The 22,454-nt window shown below is 62.6% G+C and carries 24 protein-coding genes, 1 tRNA gene and 1 other RNA gene; 16 read left to right on the plus strand and 10 right to left on the minus strand.

What is annotated here, in order from left to right; translation table 11 throughout:
- Nucleotides 1-79: 79 nt before the first annotated feature.
- From ACTJKX_RS26330 to ACTJKX_RS26350, 5 genes are all read right to left on the minus strand, one after another.
- On the minus strand, nucleotides 80-898 hold the full coding sequence (locus tag ACTJKX_RS26330) for a TIGR00282 family metallophosphoesterase (protein WP_311939964.1): 819 nt from the start codon (nucleotides 896-898) through the stop codon (nucleotides 80-82).
- A 1-nt stretch (nucleotide 899) separates the two neighbouring features.
- Nucleotides 900-1,478, minus strand: coding sequence for a 5-formyltetrahydrofolate cyclo-ligase (locus ACTJKX_RS26335; RefSeq protein WP_311939962.1), 579 nt, complete (start codon nucleotides 1,476-1,478; stop codon nucleotides 900-902).
- A 37-nt stretch (nucleotides 1,479-1,515) separates the two neighbouring features.
- A non-coding RNA gene (gene ssrS / locus ACTJKX_RS26340) (6S RNA) lies at nucleotides 1,516-1,673 on the minus strand.
- A gap of 198 nt (nucleotides 1,674-1,871) precedes the next feature.
- Nucleotides 1,872-2,237 carry a cell division protein ZapA gene (locus ACTJKX_RS26345; RefSeq protein WP_068285691.1) on the minus strand — a complete coding sequence of 122 codons (366 nt, stop codon included), beginning with the start codon at nucleotides 2,235-2,237 and terminating at the stop codon, nucleotides 1,872-1,874.
- Between the two features lies 1 nt (nucleotide 2,238).
- A complete protein-coding gene (locus tag ACTJKX_RS26350) occupies nucleotides 2,239-2,490 on the minus strand; it encodes a DUF4164 family protein (protein WP_376717717.1) in 252 nt (83 codons plus the stop codon).
- A 294-nt stretch (nucleotides 2,491-2,784) separates the two neighbouring features.
- Between ACTJKX_RS26350 and tkt the strand changes: the two genes are divergently transcribed.
- The 4 genes from tkt to ACTJKX_RS26370 all read left to right on the plus strand — a co-directional run bounded on the left by tkt (nucleotide 2,785) and on the right by ACTJKX_RS26370 (nucleotide 8,915).
- Complete coding sequence (tkt, locus tag ACTJKX_RS26355) at nucleotides 2,785-4,773, plus strand: transketolase (RefSeq protein ID WP_440727028.1); 1,989 nt, start codon at nucleotides 2,785-2,787, stop codon at nucleotides 4,771-4,773.
- Nucleotides 4,774-4,910: 137 nt separating this feature from the next.
- On the plus strand, nucleotides 4,911-5,921 hold the full coding sequence (gap, locus tag ACTJKX_RS26360; protein WP_311939954.1) for a type I glyceraldehyde-3-phosphate dehydrogenase: 1,011 nt from the start codon (nucleotides 4,911-4,913) through the stop codon (nucleotides 5,919-5,921).
- Nucleotides 5,922-6,081: 160 nt separating this feature from the next.
- The gene (locus ACTJKX_RS26365) at nucleotides 6,082-8,199 is read left to right on the plus strand and encodes a hypothetical protein (RefSeq protein WP_394313038.1); all 2,118 of its coding nucleotides are present in this window, start codon (nucleotides 6,082-6,084) and stop codon (nucleotides 8,197-8,199) included.
- Nucleotides 8,200-8,201: 2 nt separating this feature from the next.
- Nucleotides 8,202-8,915, plus strand: coding sequence for a DUF3142 domain-containing protein (locus ACTJKX_RS26370; protein ID WP_440727029.1), 714 nt, complete (start codon nucleotides 8,202-8,204; stop codon nucleotides 8,913-8,915).
- 27 nt (nucleotides 8,916-8,942) lie between these two features.
- Here ACTJKX_RS26370 and ACTJKX_RS26375 read toward each other — a convergent pair whose 3' ends face one another.
- Nucleotides 8,943-9,683 (minus strand): TetR/AcrR family transcriptional regulator, encoded by a 741-nt coding sequence (locus ACTJKX_RS26375; protein WP_440727030.1) that lies wholly within the window; start codon nucleotides 9,681-9,683, stop codon nucleotides 8,943-8,945.
- A gap of 108 nt (nucleotides 9,684-9,791) precedes the next feature.
- Between ACTJKX_RS26375 and ACTJKX_RS26380 the strand changes: the two genes are divergently transcribed.
- Nucleotides 9,792-10,151 carry an SPW repeat protein gene (locus ACTJKX_RS26380; protein WP_440727031.1) on the plus strand — a complete coding sequence of 120 codons (360 nt, stop codon included), beginning with the start codon at nucleotides 9,792-9,794 and terminating at the stop codon, nucleotides 10,149-10,151.
- 48 nt (nucleotides 10,152-10,199) lie between these two features.
- Nucleotides 10,200-10,379, plus strand: coding sequence for a hypothetical protein (locus ACTJKX_RS26385; protein ID WP_394313045.1), 180 nt, complete (start codon nucleotides 10,200-10,202; stop codon nucleotides 10,377-10,379).
- Nucleotides 10,380-10,475: 96 nt separating this feature from the next.
- Here ACTJKX_RS26385 and ACTJKX_RS26390 read toward each other — a convergent pair whose 3' ends face one another.
- Nucleotides 10,476-11,351, minus strand: coding sequence for an NmrA/HSCARG family protein (locus tag ACTJKX_RS26390; RefSeq protein WP_311939943.1), 876 nt, complete (start codon nucleotides 11,349-11,351; stop codon nucleotides 10,476-10,478).
- Between the two features lie 97 nt (nucleotides 11,352-11,448).
- On the opposite strand from ACTJKX_RS26390, the gene ACTJKX_RS26395 reads away from it, so the two are divergent.
- The 9 genes from ACTJKX_RS26395 (at nucleotide 11,449) to ACTJKX_RS26435 (ending at nucleotide 18,501) form a co-directional block, all read left to right on the plus strand.
- On the plus strand, nucleotides 11,449-12,345 hold the full coding sequence (locus tag ACTJKX_RS26395) for a LysR family transcriptional regulator (protein WP_415086459.1): 897 nt from the start codon (nucleotides 11,449-11,451) through the stop codon (nucleotides 12,343-12,345).
- Nucleotides 12,346-12,571: 226 nt separating this feature from the next.
- Entirely contained in the window at nucleotides 12,572-13,762 is a 1,191-nt protein-coding gene (locus ACTJKX_RS26400) for a phosphoglycerate kinase (RefSeq protein ID WP_311939939.1), read from the plus strand.
- A gap of 50 nt (nucleotides 13,763-13,812) precedes the next feature.
- The gene (gene fba / locus ACTJKX_RS26405; protein WP_440727032.1) at nucleotides 13,813-14,877 is read left to right on the plus strand and encodes a class II fructose-bisphosphate aldolase; all 1,065 of its coding nucleotides are present in this window, start codon (nucleotides 13,813-13,815) and stop codon (nucleotides 14,875-14,877) included.
- A gap of 129 nt (nucleotides 14,878-15,006) precedes the next feature.
- A complete protein-coding gene (locus ACTJKX_RS26410; RefSeq protein WP_440727033.1) occupies nucleotides 15,007-15,657 on the plus strand; it encodes a thiamine phosphate synthase in 651 nt (216 codons plus the stop codon).
- Nucleotides 15,654-16,760 carry a tetratricopeptide repeat protein gene (locus ACTJKX_RS26415; RefSeq protein ID WP_440727034.1) on the plus strand — a complete coding sequence of 369 codons (1,107 nt, stop codon included), beginning with the start codon at nucleotides 15,654-15,656 and terminating at the stop codon, nucleotides 16,758-16,760. Before ACTJKX_RS26410 ends, ACTJKX_RS26415 begins: the two co-directional genes overlap by 4 nt.
- A gap of 55 nt (nucleotides 16,761-16,815) precedes the next feature.
- Nucleotides 16,816-16,983, plus strand: coding sequence for a pyridoxamine 5'-phosphate oxidase family protein (locus ACTJKX_RS26420; protein ID WP_394313051.1), 168 nt, complete (start codon nucleotides 16,816-16,818; stop codon nucleotides 16,981-16,983).
- 39 nt (nucleotides 16,984-17,022) lie between these two features.
- Nucleotides 17,023-17,361 carry a pyridoxamine 5'-phosphate oxidase family protein gene (locus ACTJKX_RS26425; protein ID WP_394313053.1) on the plus strand — a complete coding sequence of 113 codons (339 nt, stop codon included), beginning with the start codon at nucleotides 17,023-17,025 and terminating at the stop codon, nucleotides 17,359-17,361.
- Nucleotides 17,362-17,499: 138 nt separating this feature from the next.
- The gene (locus ACTJKX_RS26430) at nucleotides 17,500-18,288 is read left to right on the plus strand and encodes an inositol monophosphatase family protein (RefSeq protein ID WP_311940142.1); all 789 of its coding nucleotides are present in this window, start codon (nucleotides 17,500-17,502) and stop codon (nucleotides 18,286-18,288) included.
- A gap of 136 nt (nucleotides 18,289-18,424) precedes the next feature.
- Nucleotides 18,425-18,501 (plus strand) — tRNA-Met (locus tag ACTJKX_RS26435).
- Nucleotides 18,502-19,350: 849 nt separating this feature from the next.
- Here ACTJKX_RS26435 and ACTJKX_RS26440 read toward each other — a convergent pair.
- The 3 genes from ACTJKX_RS26440 to ACTJKX_RS26450 all read right to left on the minus strand — a co-directional run bounded on the left by ACTJKX_RS26440 (nucleotide 19,351) and on the right by ACTJKX_RS26450 (nucleotide 21,535).
- Nucleotides 19,351-19,557: a hypothetical protein gene (locus tag ACTJKX_RS26440; RefSeq protein ID WP_367625457.1), complete on the minus strand. Its 207-nt coding sequence runs from the start codon at nucleotides 19,555-19,557 to the stop codon at nucleotides 19,351-19,353.
- Nucleotides 19,558-19,647: 90 nt separating this feature from the next.
- Nucleotides 19,648-19,923 carry a 30S ribosomal protein S21 gene (rpsU, locus tag ACTJKX_RS26445; RefSeq protein WP_440727035.1) on the minus strand — a complete coding sequence of 92 codons (276 nt, stop codon included), beginning with the start codon at nucleotides 19,921-19,923 and terminating at the stop codon, nucleotides 19,648-19,650.
- Nucleotides 19,924-21,325: 1,402 nt separating this feature from the next.
- Entirely contained in the window at nucleotides 21,326-21,535 is a 210-nt protein-coding gene (locus tag ACTJKX_RS26450; RefSeq protein WP_367625459.1) for a cold-shock protein, read from the minus strand.
- 698 nt (nucleotides 21,536-22,233) lie between these two features.
- On the opposite strand from ACTJKX_RS26450, the gene ACTJKX_RS26455 reads away from it, so the two are divergent.
- Nucleotides 22,234-22,454 (plus strand): transposase (locus ACTJKX_RS26455; protein WP_440727036.1); only part of this gene is annotated, 221 nt, incomplete at its 3' end.

A 22,454-nucleotide genomic window follows, 5' to 3' on the forward strand; every position in this document is an offset into this window, starting at 1 on the left:
CCGAAGATCGGCAATTGTGGCGCGGCTTATAGAATTGGTGGCGAGAAAAATCCATCCCGCCGCGTCGTTTGCCGTGGATTCACCAAAACGCCGGCTCGGCCTGCGACAATTTTCCACCGATTCTCACCGGGGCGATCTTCACCGCCAGGCCCGTACGGTCGTCGGTCTCCACCGCCAGGCCCGACAGGGTCGCCTCGCCGGTCGCCGGCTCGAAGCGCAGGCCCGGTGTCTTCTGGATGAAGCGGCGCACCGGCTCCTCCTTGTCCATGCCGAGCACGCTGTCATAGTCGCCGCACATGCCGGCATCCGACATATAGGCGGTGCCATGGCTGAGGATCTGATGATCGGCCGTCGGCACATGGGTATGGGTGCCGATCACCAGGCTGGCGCGCCCATCGGCGAAATGGCCGAGGGCCTGCTTCTCGCTGGTCGCTTCGGCATGCACGTCGACCACCACCGCATCGGCGCCAAGGCCGAGCGGGCAGGCGGCGAGTTCGCGCTCGAGGGCTGCGAAGGGGTCATCGAGTGCATCCATATAGACGCGGCCCATCACCTGGATGACGAGCAGGCGGGTGCCGTTCTTCAGGTCCACCAGGGTGGCGCCGCGCCCCGGCGTACCCTTGGGATAATTGGCCGGGCGGATCAGCCTTGGGGCTCGCTCGATGAAAACGAGGGCCTCGCGCTGGTCGAAGGAATGGTTGCCGAGCGTGACCACATCGGCACCGGCGGCGACGACCTCGTCGAAGATCGCCTCGGTCAGGCCGAAGCCGCCGGCGGCGTTCTCGCCATTGATGATGACCGCATCGAGCTTCCAGGCTTCGCGCAGGCCCGGCAGGCGTTCGATCACGGCATTGCGACCGGTGCGGCCGACGATGTCCCCCAAGAACAACAGACGCATATCAACGCCCCGTCACTGTGATGATTTCGTTTTCGGTGGCGATGGCGTCGAGCGGCACGTCATGGTGCTCGGACGGCAGGAACGCGACTTCCTGGCAGGCAAAGGCATAGCCGAGGGTGAAGACGGGGTGCATTGCCCGCAATTGGGGAATGGTGCGGTCGTAGAAGCCCGCGCCATAGCCGATGCGGTAGCCGCGGCGATCGAAAGCGACCGGGGGCACCAGCAGCACCTGCGGATGGACTTCCTCCGCCTCGGGCGCAGGCTCGGGGATGTTGTGGCGACCGACCACCAGGGGGTCGCCCGGCGCCCAGGAGCGGAAAGTGAGGGGGTGGCCATAGCGAGGCGTGGTCGGCAAAGCGAGCCTGCGGCCCGTATGGTGCAGGCGTTCGGCAATCTCGTCCGGATGGATCTCGTCGCGAAAAGCCTGGTAGAGGCCGACGATGCCGCTGGTGTATTTCAGGCGGCTGAAGGCGTGATGGGCGGCTCTGGCCGTCGCTGCCTGGCGCTGATGACCGCGGATCTCTGAGCGCGCCGCCATTGCCTTGTGGCGCAACTGGGTCTTGTGATCGGTGGAGGCCATTACACGCTTGGCAAAGACAAATTTGGAATGAGGAGGGAGCGGGCCACCTCGGCCGTTGGACGGTTCGATCCCGGGCGCCTACTGATGTAGGTGGGCGCCGTAATGTCCAAGCCCTCGAGCGAGAACAGTGACAGCTCCCTTGGGAGTCGTATGGCCCCGGGGATACAGTTGTCCTGACGAACCAGGCAGCACCGCACCGAGATAATAAGGGCGAGACGGTGCGAGCGCCAGAGGTCGATGAAAATATTCAGGCGTTTTCCCGGAGCGCGGACTTCCCGGGATCGCAGGCATCTCAGCGACGTGCTTGCATGTCGCGATTGTCTGCCGTTTCTGCAAGCACAGTGTTTCCAAGAGCAGGCAGGGATGCCTGCGATCCCAGAAAATACGGAAGCGCTAGACGCCGGTCTTGGACAAGGAATCGATCAGCTTCTCGACTCGGCTGGCGGCGTCCGTCAGGGCCTGCGTCACGCGCATCTGGGTCTGCTGCTCGCGCTGCAGCGCATTGTCGCGGGTCTGGCGCAATTCATCGAGATCATGCTGCAGGGAAGCCGCCCGCCGCTGCATTTCCGACAATTCGTCTGCGACCATGATGCCGGCCATCACGGCAAGGCGCATGTCGCCGATCTCGCCGAAAGAGGAACGCAGGGCATCGATCTTGGCGTCGAGCTGACGACCGAGGCCGAGGAGATGTTCTTCCTGGCCCTCGTCGCACGCCATGCGATAGGCGCGGCCCGCAATGGTAACGGATACATGCGCCATGCTAGCTGTCCTGCGGCTCAAGCACGTAACGGATGGAATCCATCGCCTGGTCGAGGCGTCGCGATACATCGCGATTGGCGGTTTCCATAGCAGCGAACCGTGCATAGCTCGCGTCGAGTTCCAGAGCCAGACGGTTGCGATCCTCAGAGAGTGCCTGCACTTCGATGCGATGTCCGCCGATGGTGCGATCGAGTTCCGCGCGATGTTCGGCGGCCTCCTCGAGCTGGGCCAGGGCCGTATTCAATCGTTGCAAGGCTGCATCCACAGACAAGGGCCTACTCACTCTTTCCCTATGGCGGCATTCCATCGAATCATGACGGGACCGCTCCGCGTTTTTGCTTAAATATCAAAGTATCGCGGTTTCGCACCACGGCCAAGCGAAAGCCGCCGGCCTTCCCCTGATGATACCTCCTGCTTTCGATCACCCCACCATCGGTTGCGTGAATTTCAGGCACAAGCCCGGGGATCATTGACAGTCGGGGATGAGGTGCTAAGAACCCACCGCTCTTTTTGCCAAATTCCGGCGAATTTCATCAGGAAACACTCCATGGCACTCACCGAAATGCAGAACCGCCTGGCCAACGCCATCCGTGGCTTGGCGATTGATGGGGTTGAGGCCGCCAAGTCCGGCCATCCCGGCATGCCCATGGGCATGGCCGATGTCGCCACCGTCCTGTTCACGCGTTTCCTGAAGTTCGATGCAGCCAATCCCCATTGGGCCGATCGCGATCGCTTCATTCTGTCGGCCGGCCACGGCTCGATGCTGCTCTATTCGCTGCTATATCTGACTGGCGTGCCGGGCATGACGGTCGAGGAGCTCAAGCATTTCCGCCAGCTTGGTTACAAGACCCCCGGCCATCCGGAGAACTTCCACACCGTCGGCGTCGAGACCACCACCGGCCCGCTCGGCCAGGGCATCTCTACTGCCGTCGGCTTTGCCTTCGCCGAGAAGATGCTGGCTGCCCAGTTCGGCAAGAAGGTGGTCGACCATTTCACCTATGTGATCGCTTCCGACGGCGACCTGATGGAAGGCGTCAGCCAGGAGGCGATCGCGCTCGCCGGCCACTACAAGCTCAACAAGATGATCGTCCTGTGGGATCACAACGGCATCTCCATCGACGGCCCGCTGACGCTTTCGGACTCGGTCGACCAGATCAAGCGCTTCCAGTCCGCCGGCTGGCGCGCCGTGAATGTCGACGGCCATGACCAGGATGCCATCGCTGCCGCCATCGAGGCCGCCCAGAAGTCGAACAAGCCGACGCTGATCGCCTGCAAGACCACCATCGGCTTCGGTTCGCCCCACCGCGCCGGCACCTCCAAGGCCCATGGCGAACCGCTGGGGCCGGAAGAAGCCAAGCTCTCCAAGGAGAATCTCGGCATTACCGGTGCACCCTTCGAGGTGCCCGCCGACGTGCTCAAGGCCTGGCGCGAGGCCGGCTCGCGTGGCGCCGGCGCCCGTCAGGCCTGGGAAGAGCGTTTCGCGACCCTCTCCGAGCGCAAGCAGGCCGAGTTCACGCGCCGCATGGATCACGTGCGCCCCGCCAAGCTCGGCAAGGCCATTCTCGCCCATAAGAAGGCGCTCGCCGCCAATCCCACCGCGATGGCCACCCGCAAGTCGTCCGAAGCAGCCCTCAACGTGATCGTCGAGGTCATGCCGGAACTGGTGCTCGGTTCGGCCGACCTGACGCCCTCCAACAACACCAAGGCCAAGGGCCTGGTCGAGATCACCCCGAAGGATTTCAAGGGACGCTATATCCATTGGGGCATTCGCGAGCATGGCATGGCCGCCGCGATGAACGGCATCTATCTGCATGGCGGCTTCGTGCCCGCCGGCGGCACCTTCTTCGTCTTCACCGACTATGCCCGCCCGGCCATTCGCTTGGCGGCCTTGATGGGCACCTGCCCGGTCTATGTCATGACCCATGACTCGATCGGCCTCGGCGAGGACGGCCCGACCCACCAGCCGGTCGAGCATCTGGCCGCCTGCCGCGCGATCCCGAACATGCGCGTCTTCCGACCCTGCGACGCGATCGAGACCGCCGAGTGCTGGCAGCTCGCGCTGGAGCGCACCAACGGGCCGACCATCCTGGCGCTGACCCGCCAGAATCTGCCTCTGCTGCGCGAAGCCACCACGGCCAATCTGTGCGCTCAGGGCGCCTATGAGCTGGCGGGCACCGGCGGCGGCAAGGCCGCGGTGACGCTGTTCGCTTCGGGCTCCGAGGTCGAGATCGCCATGAATGCCCGCTCCATCTTGAACCAGCGCGGCGTGCCGACCCGTGTGGTCTCGGTGCCTTCGCTGGAACTGCTCCTGGCACAGCCGGAAGAGGTCAAGGCCAAGATCATCGGCGATGCACCGGTGAAGGTCGCCGTGGAAGCGGCCGTCCGCTTCGGCTGGGATGCCGTGATCGGTCCCGATGGCGGCTTTGTCGGCATGACCGGTTTCGGCGCCTCCGGCCCGATCAAGGACCTCTACAACCATTTTGGCATCACGGCGGAAGCCGTGGCCGAAACCGCCCTGCGCCGCCACAACGGCTGAGCATGAGCTGTAAACGGGCGGGGCGCATATGAGTGCGCTCCGCTCTAACTCTTTGTTTTGACGCGTTTTCCTAATCGAGAAGTCGATCGGCTTTTCCGGAAAATGCTCTAGCTGAAGGCAGAGAAAGGAAATATCGGATGACAGTTCGTGTCGCCATCAACGGCTTCGGCCGCATCGGCCGCAACATCCTGCGCGCCATCGTCGAAGGCAAGCGCAAGGATATCGAAGTCGTCGCCATCAACGACCTCGGGCCGGTGGAGACCAACGCCCATCTGCTGCGCTACGATTCGATCCATGGCACTTTCCCCGCCGAGGTGAAGGTCGAGGGCGATTCCATCGTCGTGCAGGGCAAGAAGATCAAGGTCACTGCGATCAAGGATCCGGCCCAGCTTCCCCACAAGGAGCTGAACATCGACATCGCGATGGAATGCACCGGCATCTTCACGTCCCGCGACAAGGCGGCCGCCCATCTCAAGGCCGGCGCCAAGCGCGTGATCGTCTCCGCGCCCTGCGACGGCGCCGACCTCACCGTGGTCTATGGCGTCAATCACCAGGACCTGACCAAGGATCACCTGGTCATCTCCAACGCTTCCTGCACCACCAACTGCCTGACGCCGGTGGCCAAGGTGCTGCACGATGCCTTCGGCATCGAGCGCGGCTTCATGACCACGATCCACTCCTACACCAACGACCAGCCCTCGCTGGACCAGATGCATAAGGATCTCTACCGCGCCCGCGCTGCGGCGCTGTCGATGATCCCGACCTCGACCGGTGCCGCCAAGGCCGTCGGCCTGGTGATGCCCGAGCTGAAGGGCCGTCTCGACGGCACCTCGGTCCGCGTGCCTACGCCCAACGTCTCGGTGGTCGACCTCAAGATCAACACCAAGAAGAAGACCAGCGTCGAGAAGGTCAACGAGGCCATCATCAAGGCTGCCAAGCGCGGCCCGCTCAAAGGCGTGCTGACCTATACCGACGAGCCGCTGGTGAGCCGCGACTTCAACCACAACCCGGCGTCCTCGATCTTCGCGCTCGATCAGACCAAGGTCATCGACGAGAAGTTCGTGCGCATCCTGACCTGGTACGACAATGAGTGGGGCTTCTCGAACCGCATGTCCGACACGGCGGTGCATTTCGCCAGCCTGATCTGAGTTCGTTTTCAATGAAATGAGCAAGGTGCCGCGGGTAACTGCGGCGCCTTTTCTTTTGAGTAGCTTCCTGACCGGAAGTACTGCCGGCCGAAATCGGTTGCTTGTCCCCGGGCAGGCGGCTGTGATTGACTGGTGCTGCAGCGAAGGGGAGTGAAGCCACATGGCTCGGCGAGGCGTCTGGTTGTTCGTTCTGCTCTTCGTCGTTTTGAGCCCGATGGCGGCTCGAGCCAGTTCCGATAGCGACTGCAAACCGGGCTGGAGAGTGGCGGGTACCGAATTCAACAGCTGCAGCAATCTGGCCGTCCTGCAGCCCGGTAATGACACACGCGCCAATCTGCTGCTCCTGCTCGCCGATCTGGAGGACAAGCAGCCTGCCCCGGTTCGGCCGGATCAGGAGGGGGCGGAAAAGACGCTCATAGAACCGAGCGATTGGGCGACCTTCCGCGGCACGCTCTATCCCTCGGCTGCAATCGGCGGCAATGGGCCCTACGCTGCGGGCGAGGGCTCGCGCTGCCGCAGCAATGATGCAGGCGCCGCCGATTTCGTGGCGACGCTCAAGGCGGAGCAGGGCGTGACGGCGGGCGAAAGGGACGAGTTGATCGCCGCCCGGCAGGGCCTCAGGCCCGATTGCACGGGAGCCGGCGCTGGGCAGGAGGCCGTTTCCGCGGCTGCCGCGCATGCGCGCTCGCCCCGGGCCAGGGACTTTGCCGCCTACCTGTCGGGAGCGGCGGCCTTCTATGCCGGCGATTTCGACGCGGCCGCCCGGCATTTTGCTGCTCTGAACGGTTCAGCACAGCCCTGGCTGAAGGAGAGCGGGCGCTATCTTCTGGGCCGCGTCGAGGTGAACAGGCTGCAGGCTGGGGCCTTCGACGAGTATGGCAATCTGAGGGAGGTTGCGCAGCGCGACATCGGCAAGGCGACCGAGGCGGAAACGGCCCTGCAGGGCTATCTGACAGCCTATCCGAACGGGCGCTATGCCGCCTCTGCCCGCGGTCTGCTGCGCCGGGTCTATTGGATGAGCGGCGCCAACGCCAAGCTGCTCGCCGACTATGAGCGCCTGTTGGGCCAGAAGGCGAGCGAGCGGGGTGTTTCCGCTGCCGACCTTGCCGAGGAACTGGATACCAAGCTGTTGCCCCTGCTCGGGACCGAACAGGTGCGCTCGCCTTTGCTGCTGGCGACCCTGGACCTGGTCCGCATGCGTAAGGGCGGTGCCCTCAGCGGCGAGGCGTGCTGCAGCAAGGCCCTGACCTTGGATGAGTTGAACGGACAACGCGAATTCTTCGCAGGCAAGACGGAGCTGTTCGATTTTCTGCTCGCGTCCTATCAGTTGCATGTCGCCCGCCAGCCGCGCGCCGTGCTGGGCCTCATCGCCGATCGGGCGCAGCAGAAAAACTATGACAACTTGGAATTCAGCCGGCAGGTGTTGCGTGGGGTCGCGCTGGATTCTGTGAAGGACCGCAATGCGCGCGGCTTTTGGCTCGACCTCGTCGGTGGGGCGAACCCAACCAGCCAGCGTGTCGTCATCGAACTGGCCGTGGCCATGCATGACGAGCGGGCGGGCAAGCCCGAACGCAGCTTCGAGCCGGCCTCGCCGGTGCGCAACGAGATCATTCGACAAACCTTGCTGCGCTACAGCGCCGGTCCCCAATTGCTGCGCGGCCAGGCAAAGGATACCGCCGCCTCGCCGGCCGAGCGGGCGACCGCCCTGTACACGCTGCTCTATCGCGATCTCACCCGCGGCGCCTACAAGGCCTTTCCAGGGGATTTGGCGCTGGTGCCCACCGATGCCAAGCCTGAGGCGGATCCCGGTGACGCCGAAGGCGACGGCGCGCCATCCTCGGATGTGTTCATCAAACCGGAAACGGCGTCGGATTTCCCTTGCCCCGATCTCAAGAGCAGCATTGCAACGCTGTCCGCCACTCCACGCCACATCGGGGCACGCTTGTGTCTGGGGGAGTTCATCCGTCTCAACGGCCTCGATCAGGCTTTCCTGGACACGCTGCCGGCGAAGGATGAGCTCGGCGGCAATGGGGTACTTTTCCCGGGCCGGAAATTCTCGCGGCTCGAAGTGTATCGCTCCGTTGCAGGCGCGGCGGGTGCGACCGCCGATCAAAAGGCCTATGCTCTCTATCGTGCCATCTGGTGCTTCGCGCCGACGAGCAAGAATGGCTGCGACGACAGTGTCGTGCCCGTTGCCCAGCGAAAGGCCTGGTTCCAGAAGCTGAAACGCGATTATGCGCAATCACGTTGGGCGCAGTCTCTCGAATATTACTGGTAGACATGCTGCGCTCGGCATGTGCCCTCGTCATTGCCCTGGCGGCTGGCGGTGTCGCGGCCGCGGAAGCTCCCGTCGATGCCGCCCGCCATTACAGTTTCTGGTTGTGGGCGGGCGTGAGGACGCAGCCCGAACTCGCACGGGCCCGCGAGCTCTATCTCCTGGCGTCGGAGGTCGGTGGACGGGAACCGGTTCGCCTCCTTTCGCGGCGAAGCGCCGTTCCCCACCTTCCCGATACGCCGCTGTGGCTGGTGGTGCGCGTCGAGACCCTGGCATGGCCGCCGCAGATCTACGGCCAGGTTCTCGCCCAGCTCGGGCGCTGGCGTGCGGCAGGTAACCGCGTCATCGGCCTGCAGATCGATTTCGACGCCCGGACGCGCCATCTGGAGAGCTACGCTTCCTTCCTCGCGGGCCTGCGCCGTCAATTGCCGGTGGAATACCGGCTCGGCATCACCGGCCTGATGGATTGGAGCAGCAATGGCGATCCCAAGGGGCTGGAAGCGCTCGGCGGCGTCGTCGACGAAGTGATCATCCAGACCTATCAGGGACGCCGCACGATCCCCGGCTATGCCGCCTATCTTTCGCGTTTGGGCCGGCTGCGGATGCCCTTCCGCATCGGCCTCGTGCAGGCCGGCGACTGGCAGGAGCCGCCTGGCCTCACCGACAATCCCTGGTTTCGCGGCTATGTCGTGTTCCTGCAGAATCCGGCGCGGCGTTGATCTTGGGATCGTGCAGTTGCCGCTCGTTCAATGAGATGTCGCGCCGCCGGCGGAGCGGCACTCATCGGCAGATCTCCCGAGATGTTCGGAGCGCGCTACGCGTGACTCCTGGCGCTGGTCCCGCCGATATCCGGACAGGAAGAGCCGGACGCCGCTTTCGATCACGCGGTCGATCTCGGTATCGCTGACGGGCTGGGCAGCGAGCACTTCGCGCAGGTGCAGATTGCCGTGGACCAGGCTCAGGAATTGCTGCGCGGCGAGATCGGGATCGGAGACGGCCAGGCAGCCTTCCGCGCTGCGGGCCGCGATATAGGCGGACAATCTTTCGAGCAGCACCCGTGCGCCGTGCTCGTAGATGATGCGGCCGAGATGGGGAAAGCGTGCCGACACGCAGATCAGCGAGCGATAGATCTCCGTGGCCCGGTTCGAGCCGAACAGTCCGACATAGTTGCGCGCCACCTGCAGCAAGACGGTTTCCATGTCGGTCGATCCGACCGTCCTGCACCAGATCTCGACCGCAGCGGCGGCCATCTCCTGCACGACGAGCGATGCGAACAGCTCTTCCTTGCTGGCAAACAGGCCGCAAGCCTTGGCCTCGGCAATGCCGGCACTTGCGGCGATGTCCTCCATGCTGACGGCATCGTAGGGCCTGGTGAAGAACTTCCTCCGGGCGGCACGCAGCAAGTGCCGGGCGCAGACGATCGCATCGTCACTGCCCTTCATTGTCATGAGAGGGGAGGATAGGTCGGAGTTGGGATCTGCAGTCACGGTCGGCTCCCTTCACAGCCTCGCGAGCGATAGCTTCGCATTGGAAATTTATATCGTATTACGATATAAATGTCATGCACAAGTACGTTTGCGACAACCGCGGAGACCATGATGATTTCGACTCTTTTTTCCGGAAAGCGGGTACAGGATTGGTTGCTGCTCCTGCTGGCGCTCGGTCTGTTCAGTACGCCCTGGCTCGCCGGGTTCAGGGCGATGGAGGTGCCGACTTGGCACGCCTGGGTGATGGCTTTCCTGCTTGCCTATCTGGCCTTGGCGGCTTTGAGCGAGGCCAGGCAATGGGAGGAATGGGTGACGCTGGGACTGGGCCTCTGGCTCATCGTGGCGCCATGGGTGCTGCGCTTTTCCTCCGACACAGCGCCCGAACGCGCCCATTGGCTGGTGGGCGGGCTGGTGATCGTGATTTCCCTGGCGGCTGAGTGGCGTTTTCGCCATGCCCGGACGAGTTGAAGCCGAACGCACTGCTCGCCTGCCTTGCCGACAAAGGAGGCTTTTGTGATGGAATATCGTCTCGAAAAGATCCATATCGCCGACCGGGCCGATCGCTCCGCCTATATCGTGCAGCGGCTGAACGAATATGCGGCCGAGGGCTGGCGGGTCGTCAGCATCGATCTGAGGATACACCCGTCTTTCGCAGTGGAGGATCTGCCGGTGCTGCTCGAGCGCAAAAGGGTCTGACGGCGGCGGACCGGTGCGCCTGCCGTTTCGAGCCGACGGCGCCCCGTCATCCCGGCGCCGTCATGTGCATCACCGCCGCTGGCAGTGGCTCCGGGTTCACTGCGGGTCGAGGATGCGCCAGTCGAAGCTGCCGGCCCAATCGGCGAAGCTGTGCCAGTTCACCTCGGGAAAATCCCTGCGCAGGGCAGCGATGTCGACGTCGTAGCCGATCCGATCGAACCACTCGAACATGATGGCGGCATCCTCGCTCTGCTGGCGGATCGCGGCGGTCGGTACTTCCTGGTAACGGATCGGACGGCCGGTTGCCTGCGAGAGAATTCGCACCTGTTCCTCGCCGGAGAGTTCGTCTCCCGCATAGTCGAAGCGTTTGCCGAAGACCCTTTCGCGACGCTCGACCAGAGCGGCGTTGAATGCACCGATATCGGCCAGCGCCACCTGCTGCAAGGCGCGCTTGGCCGGGACAGCGAGGGCGTGCACGCCTTGGCGCAGGCCGCCGATCGACCAGGAGGCCACGATGTTTTCCATGAAAAAGACTGGGGCGCTGATCGTATAGGGCACACCCAGCCCCGCAATATGCCGTTCGACCTGATATTTGCTGTCGAAATGCGGGATGCCGGTGGCCTTGTCGGCGTCGGCGACCGACGAGTAGATCAAGTGCCCGATGCCGGCCGCCTTGGCCGCATCGGCGGCGGCGATGCCCTGGCGGGTTTCTCCGTCTGTGCCATCAGCCAGCATGGTTCCCATCAGGAACATGGTGTCGACGTTGCTGGCTGCCTTGACGATGGAGGCCGTGTCGTCGAGATCGCCAGGCACGATCTGTGCACCCGCCGCCGCCAGGGCCTGCGCGCCGGCACTGTCGGGCCTGCGGCTCAATGCCTTGACGTTGTGTCCCCTGGAAAGCAGGGCGCGGGTAACGGCACCTCCCTGCTGACCCGTGGCGCCGGTCACCAATATAGTCCGCTTCGTGGTCATTGCATCGCTCCATTGCTTGTGATGAAGCCAATTTAGCGCTGCCGCATCGAACCATAATGGGCTATTATCGGAAAACATCGTCCCAAATTTGGATATAATGCTCGATCTCAACGATATTCTGGTCTTTGCCCGGGTGGTCGAGGCCGGCAGTTTCACCGGGGCTGCCCGGCTGCTCCGCGCGCCCAAGACGACAGTGAGCCGCCGGATCGCCGCACTCGAACAGGCCGTCGGTGCGCGCCTGCTGCAGCGCACGACGCGGAGCCTCGCCATGACGGAGGCCGGGCGTCTCTATTACGAACGCAGCAGCGAGGCGCTGAGGCTGATCGACGAGGCAAACCTGCGCCTTGCCGAAGCAAGAACGGAACCTTCGGGGACGATCCGCATCTCCGCCCCTGCCGGATTTGCCGATCATCTGCTCAATAGTGCCGTGTTCGACTTCCTGGCCGCCCATCCCAAGACCAAGGCTGAATTGATCCTGACCGACGACCGGCTCAACCTGATCGAGCATGGCATCGATCTGGCCTTCCGGACCGGGATCCTGCCGGATTCCACTTTGATCGCGCGCAAGCTTGGCACCACGCATCGAATTTTGTGCGCCAGCCCGGACTATCTCACGCGATTCGGAACGCCGCAGGTGCCAGCGGATCTCGCCCGGCATGCCTGCGTGATCGTCGGCCCCTCGGTGGAGGGGGCGTCATGGCTGCTTGAGGGGCCGGAGAGCCAGGAAACAGTGGCAGTTTCAGGCCGCTTTGCCGTCAACGACATGCATTCGGCGCTATCGGCGACCATTGCCGGCTATGGCATCGCCCAACTGCCCCACCAGCTCGCAAGACCGGCCCTGCAGGATGGGCGGCTGCAGCGTATTCTCGAAGATCATACCATGTCAGCCGGTGGTCTCTATGTCGTCTATCCCAGCAGCCGGCATCTGTCGCCTTTGGTCAAGGCTTTCATCGAGCTGGCGGTGCGAAAGCTCGACACGCAATTGTTCCGATGAGTGCCGACGCCGAAAGGATCGATATGTCCGTGCCGAGCTATCTCTCGATGCAATTTAGATCCTTTGGCTGTCTTGAACGCTTTATCGATCCGCCGGCTTGCTCTATTGCTCGCCGGTGATTTTGCGAGGCAGGCGGGGTGTGCTAGGGCGTGTGGTGAGTATGGCTTGGTGCCAATCCATGCTGACGCCTCGGGCACTTTGCCGAAAACAGATGGACAGGACAGGCATGAGCGCTTTTCGCACCCTCGACGACGTGAATGTGGAAAACAAGCGCGTTCTGGTCCGCGTCGACCTGAACGTCCCGATGGAGAACGGTGTCGTCGGCGATGCCACCCGCATCGAGCGCATCATCCCCACCGTCCTCGAACTCGCTCGTGCCAAGGCCAAGGTCATTCTGCTCGCCCATTTCGGCCGGCCCAAGGGCGTGGACCCCAAGGAAAGCCTGAAGCCCGTCGCCGCCAAGCTCGCCGAGATCGCCAAGCGGCCGGTCGCCTTTGCCGAGGACTGCATCGGCGAAGCCGCGGCCAAGGCGGTGGCGGCGATGCAGCCGGGCGACATTCTCTGCCTGGAGAACACCCGCTTCCATCCGGGCGAGGAAAAGAACGATCCGGACTTCGTCAAGGCGCTGGCCGCCAATGGCGATATCTGGGTGAACGATGCCTTCTCGGCTGCGCATCGCGCCCATGCCTCCACCGAAGGCCTCGGGCACGTCCTGCCCGCCTATGCCGGCCGCACCATGCAGGCCGAGATCGAGGCGCTGTCCCGCGCCCTCGAACAGCCCAAGCGCCCGGTCGTCGCGGTGGTCGGCGGCGCCAAGGTCTCGACCAAGCTCGAGCTCCTCGGCAATCTCGTCGCCAAGGTCGATGCCCTGATCATCGGCGGCGGCATGGCCAACACCTTCCTGCATGCCCAGGGCGTCGGCGTCGGCAAATCGCTGGCCGAGCGTGACCTTGCCGATACCGCCCGCTCCATCCTCGCCAAGGCGGAGAAGGCCAATTGCGCCATCATCCTGCCCGTCGACGCCGTGGTGGCCTATCATTTCGCCGCCGATGCGCCGAACCATGCCTATGGCCTCGATTCGATCCCGCTCGACGGCATGATCCTCGATGCCGGCCCGCAATCGGTGGAGCGCATCAAGGGCGCCATCGACGAGGCGGAGACGCTGGTGTGGAACGGCCCGCTGGGGGCTTTCGAGCTGCACCCCTTCGACCACGGCACGGTGGCGGCGGCCAAGCATGTCGCCGCGCGCACCAAGGCCGGCAAGCTGCTGTCGGTTGCCGGCGGCGGCGACACGGTGGCGGCGCTCAACCATGCCGGGGTCGCCGACCAGTTCTCCTATGTCTCGACCGCGGGCGGCGCTTTCCTGGAATGGCTGGAAGGCAAGCCGTTGCCGGGTGTGGAGATCCTGCGCGCCTGAACGGCGCCGTACGGCTCGCCGTCCACGCCGATCGTCTCGGAGATCTCGCAATGGCACGCATCACCCTTCGCCAGCTGCTCGACCATGCCGCCGAGCAAGGCTATGGCGTCCCTGCCTTCAACATCAACAATATGGAGCAGGTGATCGCCATCATGGAGGCCGCCAAGGCCACCGGCTCGCCGGTGATCATGCAGGCCTCCCGCGGGGCGCGCCAATATGCCAACGACATCATGCTGACCAAGATGATGGATGCGGCGGTCGAGATCTATCCCGACATCCCGGTCTGCGTGCATCAGGACCATGGCGACAACGAAGCCACCTGCCTGACCGCCATCCAGGCCGGCTTCACCTCGGTGATGATGGACGGCTCGCTCAAGGAGGACGGCAAGACGCCGGCCGACTATGCCTATAATACCGGCATCACCCGCCGTGTCGTCGACATGGCCCATTGGGTCGGCGCCTCGGTGGAGGGCGAGCTCGGCGTGCTCGGCAGCCTGGAAAGCGGCATGAGCGAGGCTGAGGATGGCCATGGTGCCGAAGGCGAGCTCTCGCATGACCTGCTGCTGACCGATCCCGACGAGGCGGTGAGGTTCGTCAAGGACACCAAGGTCGATGCGCTCGCCATCGCCATGGGCACCTCGCATGGCGCCTACAAGTTCTCGCGCAAGCCCGATGGCGCCATCCTGGCGATGAATGTCATCAAGGAGATCAACCAGCGCATGCCCGAGATGCACCTGGTCATGCATGGCTCCTCCTCGGTGCCGCAGGAACTCCAGGACATCATCAACAAATATGGCGGCGAGATGCCGCAGACCTGGGGCGTGCCGGTGGAGGAAATCCAGCTCGGCATCAAGCATGGCGTGCGCAAGGTGAATATCGATACCGATTGCCGCATGGCGATCACCGGCCAGATCCGCCGCATCTTTGCCGAAAATCCGGGCGAATTTGATCCGCGCAAATATCTCAAGCCGGCCCAGGATGCGATGATCAAGCTGTGCAAGCAGCGCTATGAGGAATTCGGCACGGCCGGCCAGGCTGCCAAGATCAAGGTCATTCCGCTTCACGAGATGGCCAAGGACTACAAGGCCGGCAAGTTCGAGCCGAAATTCGCTTGAGCGGCGCCGGAAAACCGTTTCGCGTTCCCCAGTCGATGCGAAGCGATGGCGAAACCTTACAGCATCGGCGCCGATTCCGGGATCGGCCCCGATGCCGTAGTGAGAAGAAGGACACCCGGGATTCCTGCCATGGCTGAAGTTCCACCCCGCCCCCCCGTCCAGATCTATCTGGTCACCCCTGCCATCGACGATGTCGCTGCCTTCCTGCCGGCCCTGCGGGCCGCGCTGTCGGCCGGCGACATTGCCTGCGTGCTGTTCACGCCGGTGGCCGGCGACGACAGCAGCGCCAAGAAGCTGATCAAGGAGATCGCGCCGGTGGTGCAAGCCGCCGGCGCGGCGCTGCTCGTCAGCGGCTGGAGCGCCGTGGTGGCACGAGCGGGTGCCGACGGCGTGCATCTCAATGACGGCCGCAAGGGCCTCGCCGATGCACTCGACAGTTTCAAGCCGGAGCGCATCGTCGGGGCAGGCGGCATCCGGACGCGCGATGAGGCCATGACCGTCGCCGAAAGCGGGGTCGACTATGTCATGTTCGGTGAGCCGGCGCGCGACGGGCGCCTGCCGCCACTTGAGGGGGTGGTTGAGCGCACTGCCTGGTGGTCCGAGCTCTTCGAGGTGCCCTGTGTCGCCTTTGCGCCGGATCTGGCGGCCGTGCCGCTGCTCGCCGACGCCGGTGCCGATTTCGTGGCGCTCGGTAATGCCGTCTGGAATCACGAGCAGGGGCCTGCCGAAGCGGTTGCGCTGGCGGACCGGCTGCTGAAGCAGAGAGGGAGTCTCGCATGAAGCGCATCGCTGTTGCAGCCGCGCTGGCGCTGCCGGTCCTTCTTGCCTCGCTGCCGGGCCGGGCGGAGCCATCGGCTCCGGCCGATGCCGCGCAATCCGCCGGCGCCGATGGCGGCGAGGCGGCCAAGCGCGTGGAGACGGGCACGCCCGCGACGGCGGCGCAACCCGCGCCTGACGCTGCCAAGCCGGCTGAGAGTACGCCTGGAGAAGCCGCCGCCCCGGCCGATCCGGCCAAGCCTGCCGAGGCCGCGGCTCCCGCCGCACCGGCTGGCCCGCCACCGGATCTGGCTTATGGCGCCTTCCAGCGCGGCTACTATCTCAAGGCGCTGGAGGAGGCCACCAAGCGCGTGGTGTCCGACAAGGACCCCGCGGCGATGACCTTGATCGCGCAGCTCTATGCCAATGGCCTGGGTGTGCCGCCCGATCCGGCAAAGGCGGCGCAGTGGTATTCCGAGGCGGCCGAGCGTGGTGACCGCAATGCCATGTTCGCCTATGGCATGACCAAGCTCCTGGGCAAGACCGTACCCAAGGACGAGCCGGGCGGCATGTTGCTGCTCAACCGCGCCGCCGAGCTGGGCGTGCCGGAGGCGGCCTATAATCTCGGCATCATCGCCCTGCGCACGACGAATGGCCCGCCCGACTATGCCACCGCCTATAAGCGTTTCAGCCAGGCGGCGCTCGCCAACAATGGCGATGCCCTCTACTCGCTCGGCGTACTCACCAAGGAAGGCAAGGGCGTCGCGGCCGACAAGAAGAAAGCGGCCGACTACTTCCTCGCCTCCGCCAATACGAACAATGTCGACGGCATGGTGGAATATGCCATCGCCCTCTTCAACGGCGAGGGCGTGCCGCGCGATCAGGAAATGGCGGCCGATTGGTTCGAGCGCGCCGCGCTGCGCGGTTCGCCGATCGCCCGCAACCGCCTGGCGCGGATGTATGCGGCCGGCATGGGCCTGGCGCCCAATCCGGTTCTGGCCTGCATGTGGCATCTGCTCGCCAAGGCGGCCGGGCTCGAGGACAAGCAGCTCGACGAATATGTCGCACGGCAGACGCCGGAGGTACGGGCGGCGGCCATTCAGGGGGCCCGCTTCTACGGCATGTGATGCCAACCGGTATTTTCCGTGGGGTGGCCAGGGGATCGACAAGGGGAGGCCGGCGGTGCTGGATGCAGCGGCGAGGGTAGTGATCGAGCGCCATTCGCTCGGCTATGTGGCGAGCGTCAATCCTGACGGTACGCCCGACCTGTCGCCCAAGGGCATGATGCCAAGCGTTTTGCGATTTGAGGCCTCACCTCGAATCGCAAAGACGCGTCGAGCCAAAGAGTGAGAGCAAAAGCGCGTTTCTACTAAAACGCGCTTTGCTCTGGTGCTGGACGATCACCATGTCGTTTTCGGGGAGGCACGCTCCCCCGGTACCCTGCGCAACATCCGCGAGCGCCCGGTGGTGGAGATCAATTTCGTCGACGTGCTCGCCCGCAAGGGCGTGCGCATCCGTGGCCGCTGCGAGATCATCTCGCGCGAGGATGTGGCCTTCGCGGCCCTGCGCCCTGCTTTCGACCGCTGGGGCGCGCTGGCCGACCGCATCCGCCATTTCGTGCGGGTGCGCGTCGAGGCTGTGAAGCCGATCACATCGCCCGCCTATGACATCGGCGCCGAGGAAGAGGCGCTGCGCAGCCATTGGAAAGCCTACTATCAGGCCCTGTGAGCGTCGCAGGCCACGGCGATTCGAATTTTCACACAGGTCGCATTTTCCCGTTCATATCGGCGGCATTTTCCATTAGACAGGCCGCTTCCCATTCCCGCGCCTCGATCTCCGGGGCGACCGTTATTTGAAAGTTCCATGATGCTGCGTTCACCTTTGATGAATGTGATGGTTGCTGCCGTGCTCAAGGCCGGCAAGGGTCTCAAACGCGATTTCGGCGAGCTCGAGAACCTGCAGGTCTCGGCCAAGGGGCCGGGCGATTTCGTCTCCATCGCCGACAAGAAGGCCGAGCGCACGCTGCATCAGGAACTGGAGCGGGCCCGCCCGGGCTATGGCTTCGTGATGGAGGAGGCGGGCGTCGTCGAAGGCGCGGACAAGACCCATCGCTGGCATATCGATCCGCTCGACGGCACCACCAATTTCCTGCATGGCGTGCCCTTCTTCGCGGTTTCGGTGGCGCTGGAGCGCGAGGGCCTGCTGGTGGCCGGCGTCGTCTACAATCCCGCCACCGAGGACCTGTTCGTGGCCGAGCGCGGCAAGGGCGCCTTCCACAACGAACGCCGCATCCGCGTCTCCGGCCGCCGCCTGATGGAGGATTCCATGGTGGGCATGAGCCTGGCGCGCCTCGGCCGCGGCCAGCACCAGACCAATCTTGCCGATCTCGGCGCCGTGATGGGCAAGGTCGCCGGCGTGCGCAATTTCGGCGCTTCTGCCCTGGACCTGGCCTATGTCGCTTCCGGCCGCCTCGACGGCCTTGCCTCGCGCTGGCTCTCCTCCTGGGACCTGGCGGCCGGCATCGTGCTGGTGCGTGAAGCCGGCGGCTTCGTCAGCGACATCCGTGGCGGCGACACCATGCTGGACACCGGTGACATCGTGGCCGGCAACGAGGCCATCCACAAGGGCCTGCTCGGCCTCTTCGCCAAGGCCTGATATCGGGCCTGGCATCGCAACTGCAGGGCCGGAGCTGTGGCAAAAACGGGGAGGGGAGAAGATTTCCTCTCCCACCCGCTTGACAGTTTCGGCCCAGCCTTGCATAAGCCGCCCGTCCGGCAGCGCCGGGCCTCGTGGCGGGGTAGCTCAGCTGGTTAGAGCAGCGGAATCATAATCCGCGTGTCGGGGGTTCAAGTCCCTCTCCCGCTACCATTTCTCTTCAGAAAAAAGATGATCGAGTAGTGAGCGGTTTTCGTGTGCCGCCATTGCGAATGGCTGCGTTCCTCCGGGTGTTTTTGCCGGCTTTGGCAAAGCGGTAGCTTTGCGCGCCGCACGTCGCCAATTGAATGCACCATCACCATAATTTTTTCTCGTCATTACTCTGGCCCAGCTGACGAGTGCCCACTCTCAATCAGGTGGCAAATCAACGCGTAGAAACGCTCAGCGATCGTGTGCTCGATGGCGAGGCCACTCTTTCTTCTGGCCTCGTGCTCAACCATTTGGATCTCGATTTCCGACAGACCCGCATCCCTCGCCCAATGGCGATAACACGCGAGAAGAAACTCGTCTTGGGCGGCATCCATGGCGGTTTGCCGTATCTTTTCTGCCCATGTGTTTGGGCGTGACAAGTGCGAAAAATGCCTGCCGCGCGAGGGGAACCAGCGAGCGGGATAGGGTCGAGGTCCCCACGGGAGTAGAGACCTCCAAACTAAGTGGACAGCAGGTTGTTCCCCGCGAAAAAGCGCCCGCCACACAGAGGGTGGCCGAAGCGAGCCAAGACAACTATACTATCGTGATTCGATGGACACGCCTCGTCATCATGCATACGCTTCGCTGGTAGCCTGACGGATCTTGCGTAACACTTCATCGAGTGGATCATATACATTCACTTGGGAGCTATCAGAAAAATATATCTGCGATCCACCTCCCGATTGCATGGGTTCGACATACTGAATTTGCGCAACATTCACCGCGACACTTAGCCGGGGTGCTGCGACGCGTGTGAAAACAAGAAAAACGGGTTTCATCTGGAAGCCCTCGTGATCAGGTATTGGCTTCTTTTCAATGCGCGGTCCAATGTTGGCTTCGCCCCAGAACCTCGCGGAGTTCATCGCCATTGGATATAAAATCAGCGAGAAATTGCATTCCCTGCTCGATGTTTGCGACGACTTGCAATTGAATTGGGTTATCCTCGCCATCGAAAATTACGGCGATAATGGGCATATCGGGGCTGGTGGATTCGTAGACATAGCCTTTGAAGCTAATCACGTCGTCTCCTGTGCGGCGCCCTGAGCGCCGCCGTGCCGACTAGGCAATGCAAGACCACACAACCAAAGGGATGGATCGCCGCTGCTTCTATTATGCAGCTGGACCAGGACGTGGCTTTAAACCTCCACGCTTGGCCGTGGTATCACGTGGCTTGGGAGGCGGAAGAAGACCCTCACGTTGAGCTTGTTTTCGGGCCAGCTTTTTTGCTCGACGTACTGCTTCAGCCTTTTCCCGGGTTTTTCTTTCGGAAGGCTTCTCATAGGCCCTGCGGCGCTTCATTTCGCGGAGGAGGCCTTCGCGCTGCAGCTTCTTTTTCAGAACGCGCAAAGCCTGATCGACATTGTTGTCCCGCACCAATACTTGCAACGACTCATTTCCTTTCCGGTTGAGTGAAACTCAAGGCAATCTGGACACTGTCCATTGCTTCGAGAGGTCGAGTATTTGAAGCTAAGCGAACGAATACGGCCGACTGCGGCAGGGCATTAGGCCAGTGCTATCTCGTGCTCTTTGACAGCGCGCTCGTGCTGCTCGCTCTTGCTCTTAATGCGATAGGCTGGTTCGGCATTTTCGATAGGAAGGACTTTGACCACCTCGTAATGCCCACCCTGGCCCGTCAGACCAGAACGTGAATATCTGACGGTGTCGCCAATCTTGAATTTACGGATAGTCGAGGGAGTTGTGCTAGACGTTGAACTCGTGGCGCGTTGCTTGACGGCCGGTCTTCCCTTTAGTGGGTATTCCTCATTCTCATAAAGAGATCGGATCGATAACCCTAAATATTCATCTGTATCCGTTTGTATGGAGATGCTGTTAAGGTCCGCCCCATACTCGTCCATAGCAAAATGAACGGCAGAATATAAATTGTCAAAGCGCCGATATCTTATGGAATTTCGGGCCCGTCCGGCCGATTTTGATTTAACAAAAAGTTCGGCAGGAACGAGAAAATCTAATTTTGACATATGTTGGAATAGCACATCACTTTCGATATGTCATTGATTATTCGTGCTCAAGCGATGCTGAGGCGCTGCCGCGACGGTCACACACTTCGGCGTATGTCTTTCCTCACGACCAAGCCATTGGGTAGCCAATCGTCTTCTCTCAACGCCCACAGAATGACCATTGCCTCGTCCCTGTAGGACTCCCACATCGGGCTGCCGTCGAATTGCGAGTTCTCGGGATTGCCGTGAAACCGGCACAAGGCGCGACAGACGCGCTCAATTGGATCGACGCTATTGGGCATTGCTCATCCCTTCCGATGCCGGCGTTGGGCCTATCGTCGCCCCTGTGTCGTGGCACGGCGAATGCGCTGCCGTTTCACTGGAGCATGTTGAACGGATGGCTTGGGTTCCTCACCGGTCCCATCGCGCTTTTCCCGCAAGGCTTTTAGGCGTGCAATTTTTGCGTCGCGAGCCTGCGTCTCACCTTCGATAAGAGCGTTGGCGACGATATCGGTTTCGGCGTGTCGCTTCTCCGATCTGCTGGGAGGCGGGGGACTTCGGGCCATCAGTCATTCCTTCCGAACGCCTCGGCACCTCACCCATACCCGCATGTTCCGAAGCCGGGACTATGTCGGAGCAGAACGGGTATCACGAACTGGCCGCCCACCTCTAACAGCAAACGGAGATCCGCGCGAATCCCGGCGGCCCGTTTTCAAGGCGACACTCTATCCGGTGCTGAAAGAAAAACCCGGCGCTGTCGAAACGCCGGGCGCAAACAGGTGTCTGCGAACTCGCCGGCCCCGAAGGACCGAGGACGGTTTCAAGGGCGCTTAGTCGGCCCGCAGGTTCCCAGCCGACATCTTGCCGGAGCGCCGATCCTCGGTAATTTCGTAGCTGATCTTCTGGCCTTCCTGCAGCGTGCGGAATCCGGCCCGCTCGACAGCGCTGATGTGAACGAACACATCCTTGGAACCGTCATCCGGCTGAATGAAGCCGTAACCCTTTTGCTCGTTGAACCATTTGACCGTTCCAGTGCTCATGTCGACCTTTTCCGAGTAAGAAGCCTTTCGGCGCGTCGAGCTTATACCCTTGATTGTGGCTCCCGAACAAGTCACGGTTTCTGCCAGGGGCGAACGATGCTAAGTGCGCGGGGCTTCGATTTATCAAGCAAGCTGGTTGAGAAGCTGCTATGGCAGTAGCACTCGGCAGGAGGCACGAACTGCCGATGGGAACCGGTCAGGGGCGCTTATTCCCGCGTAGCCCTGGCCGGGATTCCTTGCTTCGGAACTTAGCATTGGCTGTGGCCCTCGATGGCAATGCTCAGCCATATCAGCGCCTGATATTATCTAGGTTGATGCACTGCCTAATGGCGTCCATATCCGACGCTTGGTTGATACAAGATCTAAAGTCATCGTAATTGCCGGCTACTCAAGTGCCTTTTTCCTCAAGCTTTCCATGTCTGATTTGCAAACGAAACCACCAGGGAAACACGTCAGTTCGTCGAAACATTGAGATTTTTTCTAACGCACACGCCAAAGGTAGAGTCGCAGACTTTGTCCGAGTAGTCCAAACACGCCGCCGTCTTACCTATAGGACAAGAAAAGTCCTGAGCTCGGCCTGAAGTACTCAGGCCGACTAGGCTCAGGACCTATTAATTTGTGCTGAGATGTGATTCACTGGCCTGCTGCCGGTTTCGTGGACATCGAGATAAGGTGTTTGACGGAACTGGAGAGTGGGAATGCAACGAAGGAAATTCAGTCGCGAGTTCAAGCTTGAGGCGGTGAGATTGGTGAAGGATCGGGGCGTTGCGGTGGCCCAGGCTGCCCGCGACCTCGATGTCCACGAGAATGTGCTGCGCAAATGGGTGCGCGATTTATCGGCCGATCCGCTGCGTGCGTTTCCCGGTCATGGGCAGATGAAGCCGGAGCAGCAGGAGATTGACCGGCTGCGCAAGGAAGT

This window comes from Labrys sp. 22185 (assembly GCF_052045555.1).
GTDB classification, from domain to species: domain Bacteria; phylum Pseudomonadota; class Alphaproteobacteria; order Rhizobiales; family Labraceae; genus Labrys; species Labrys neptuniae.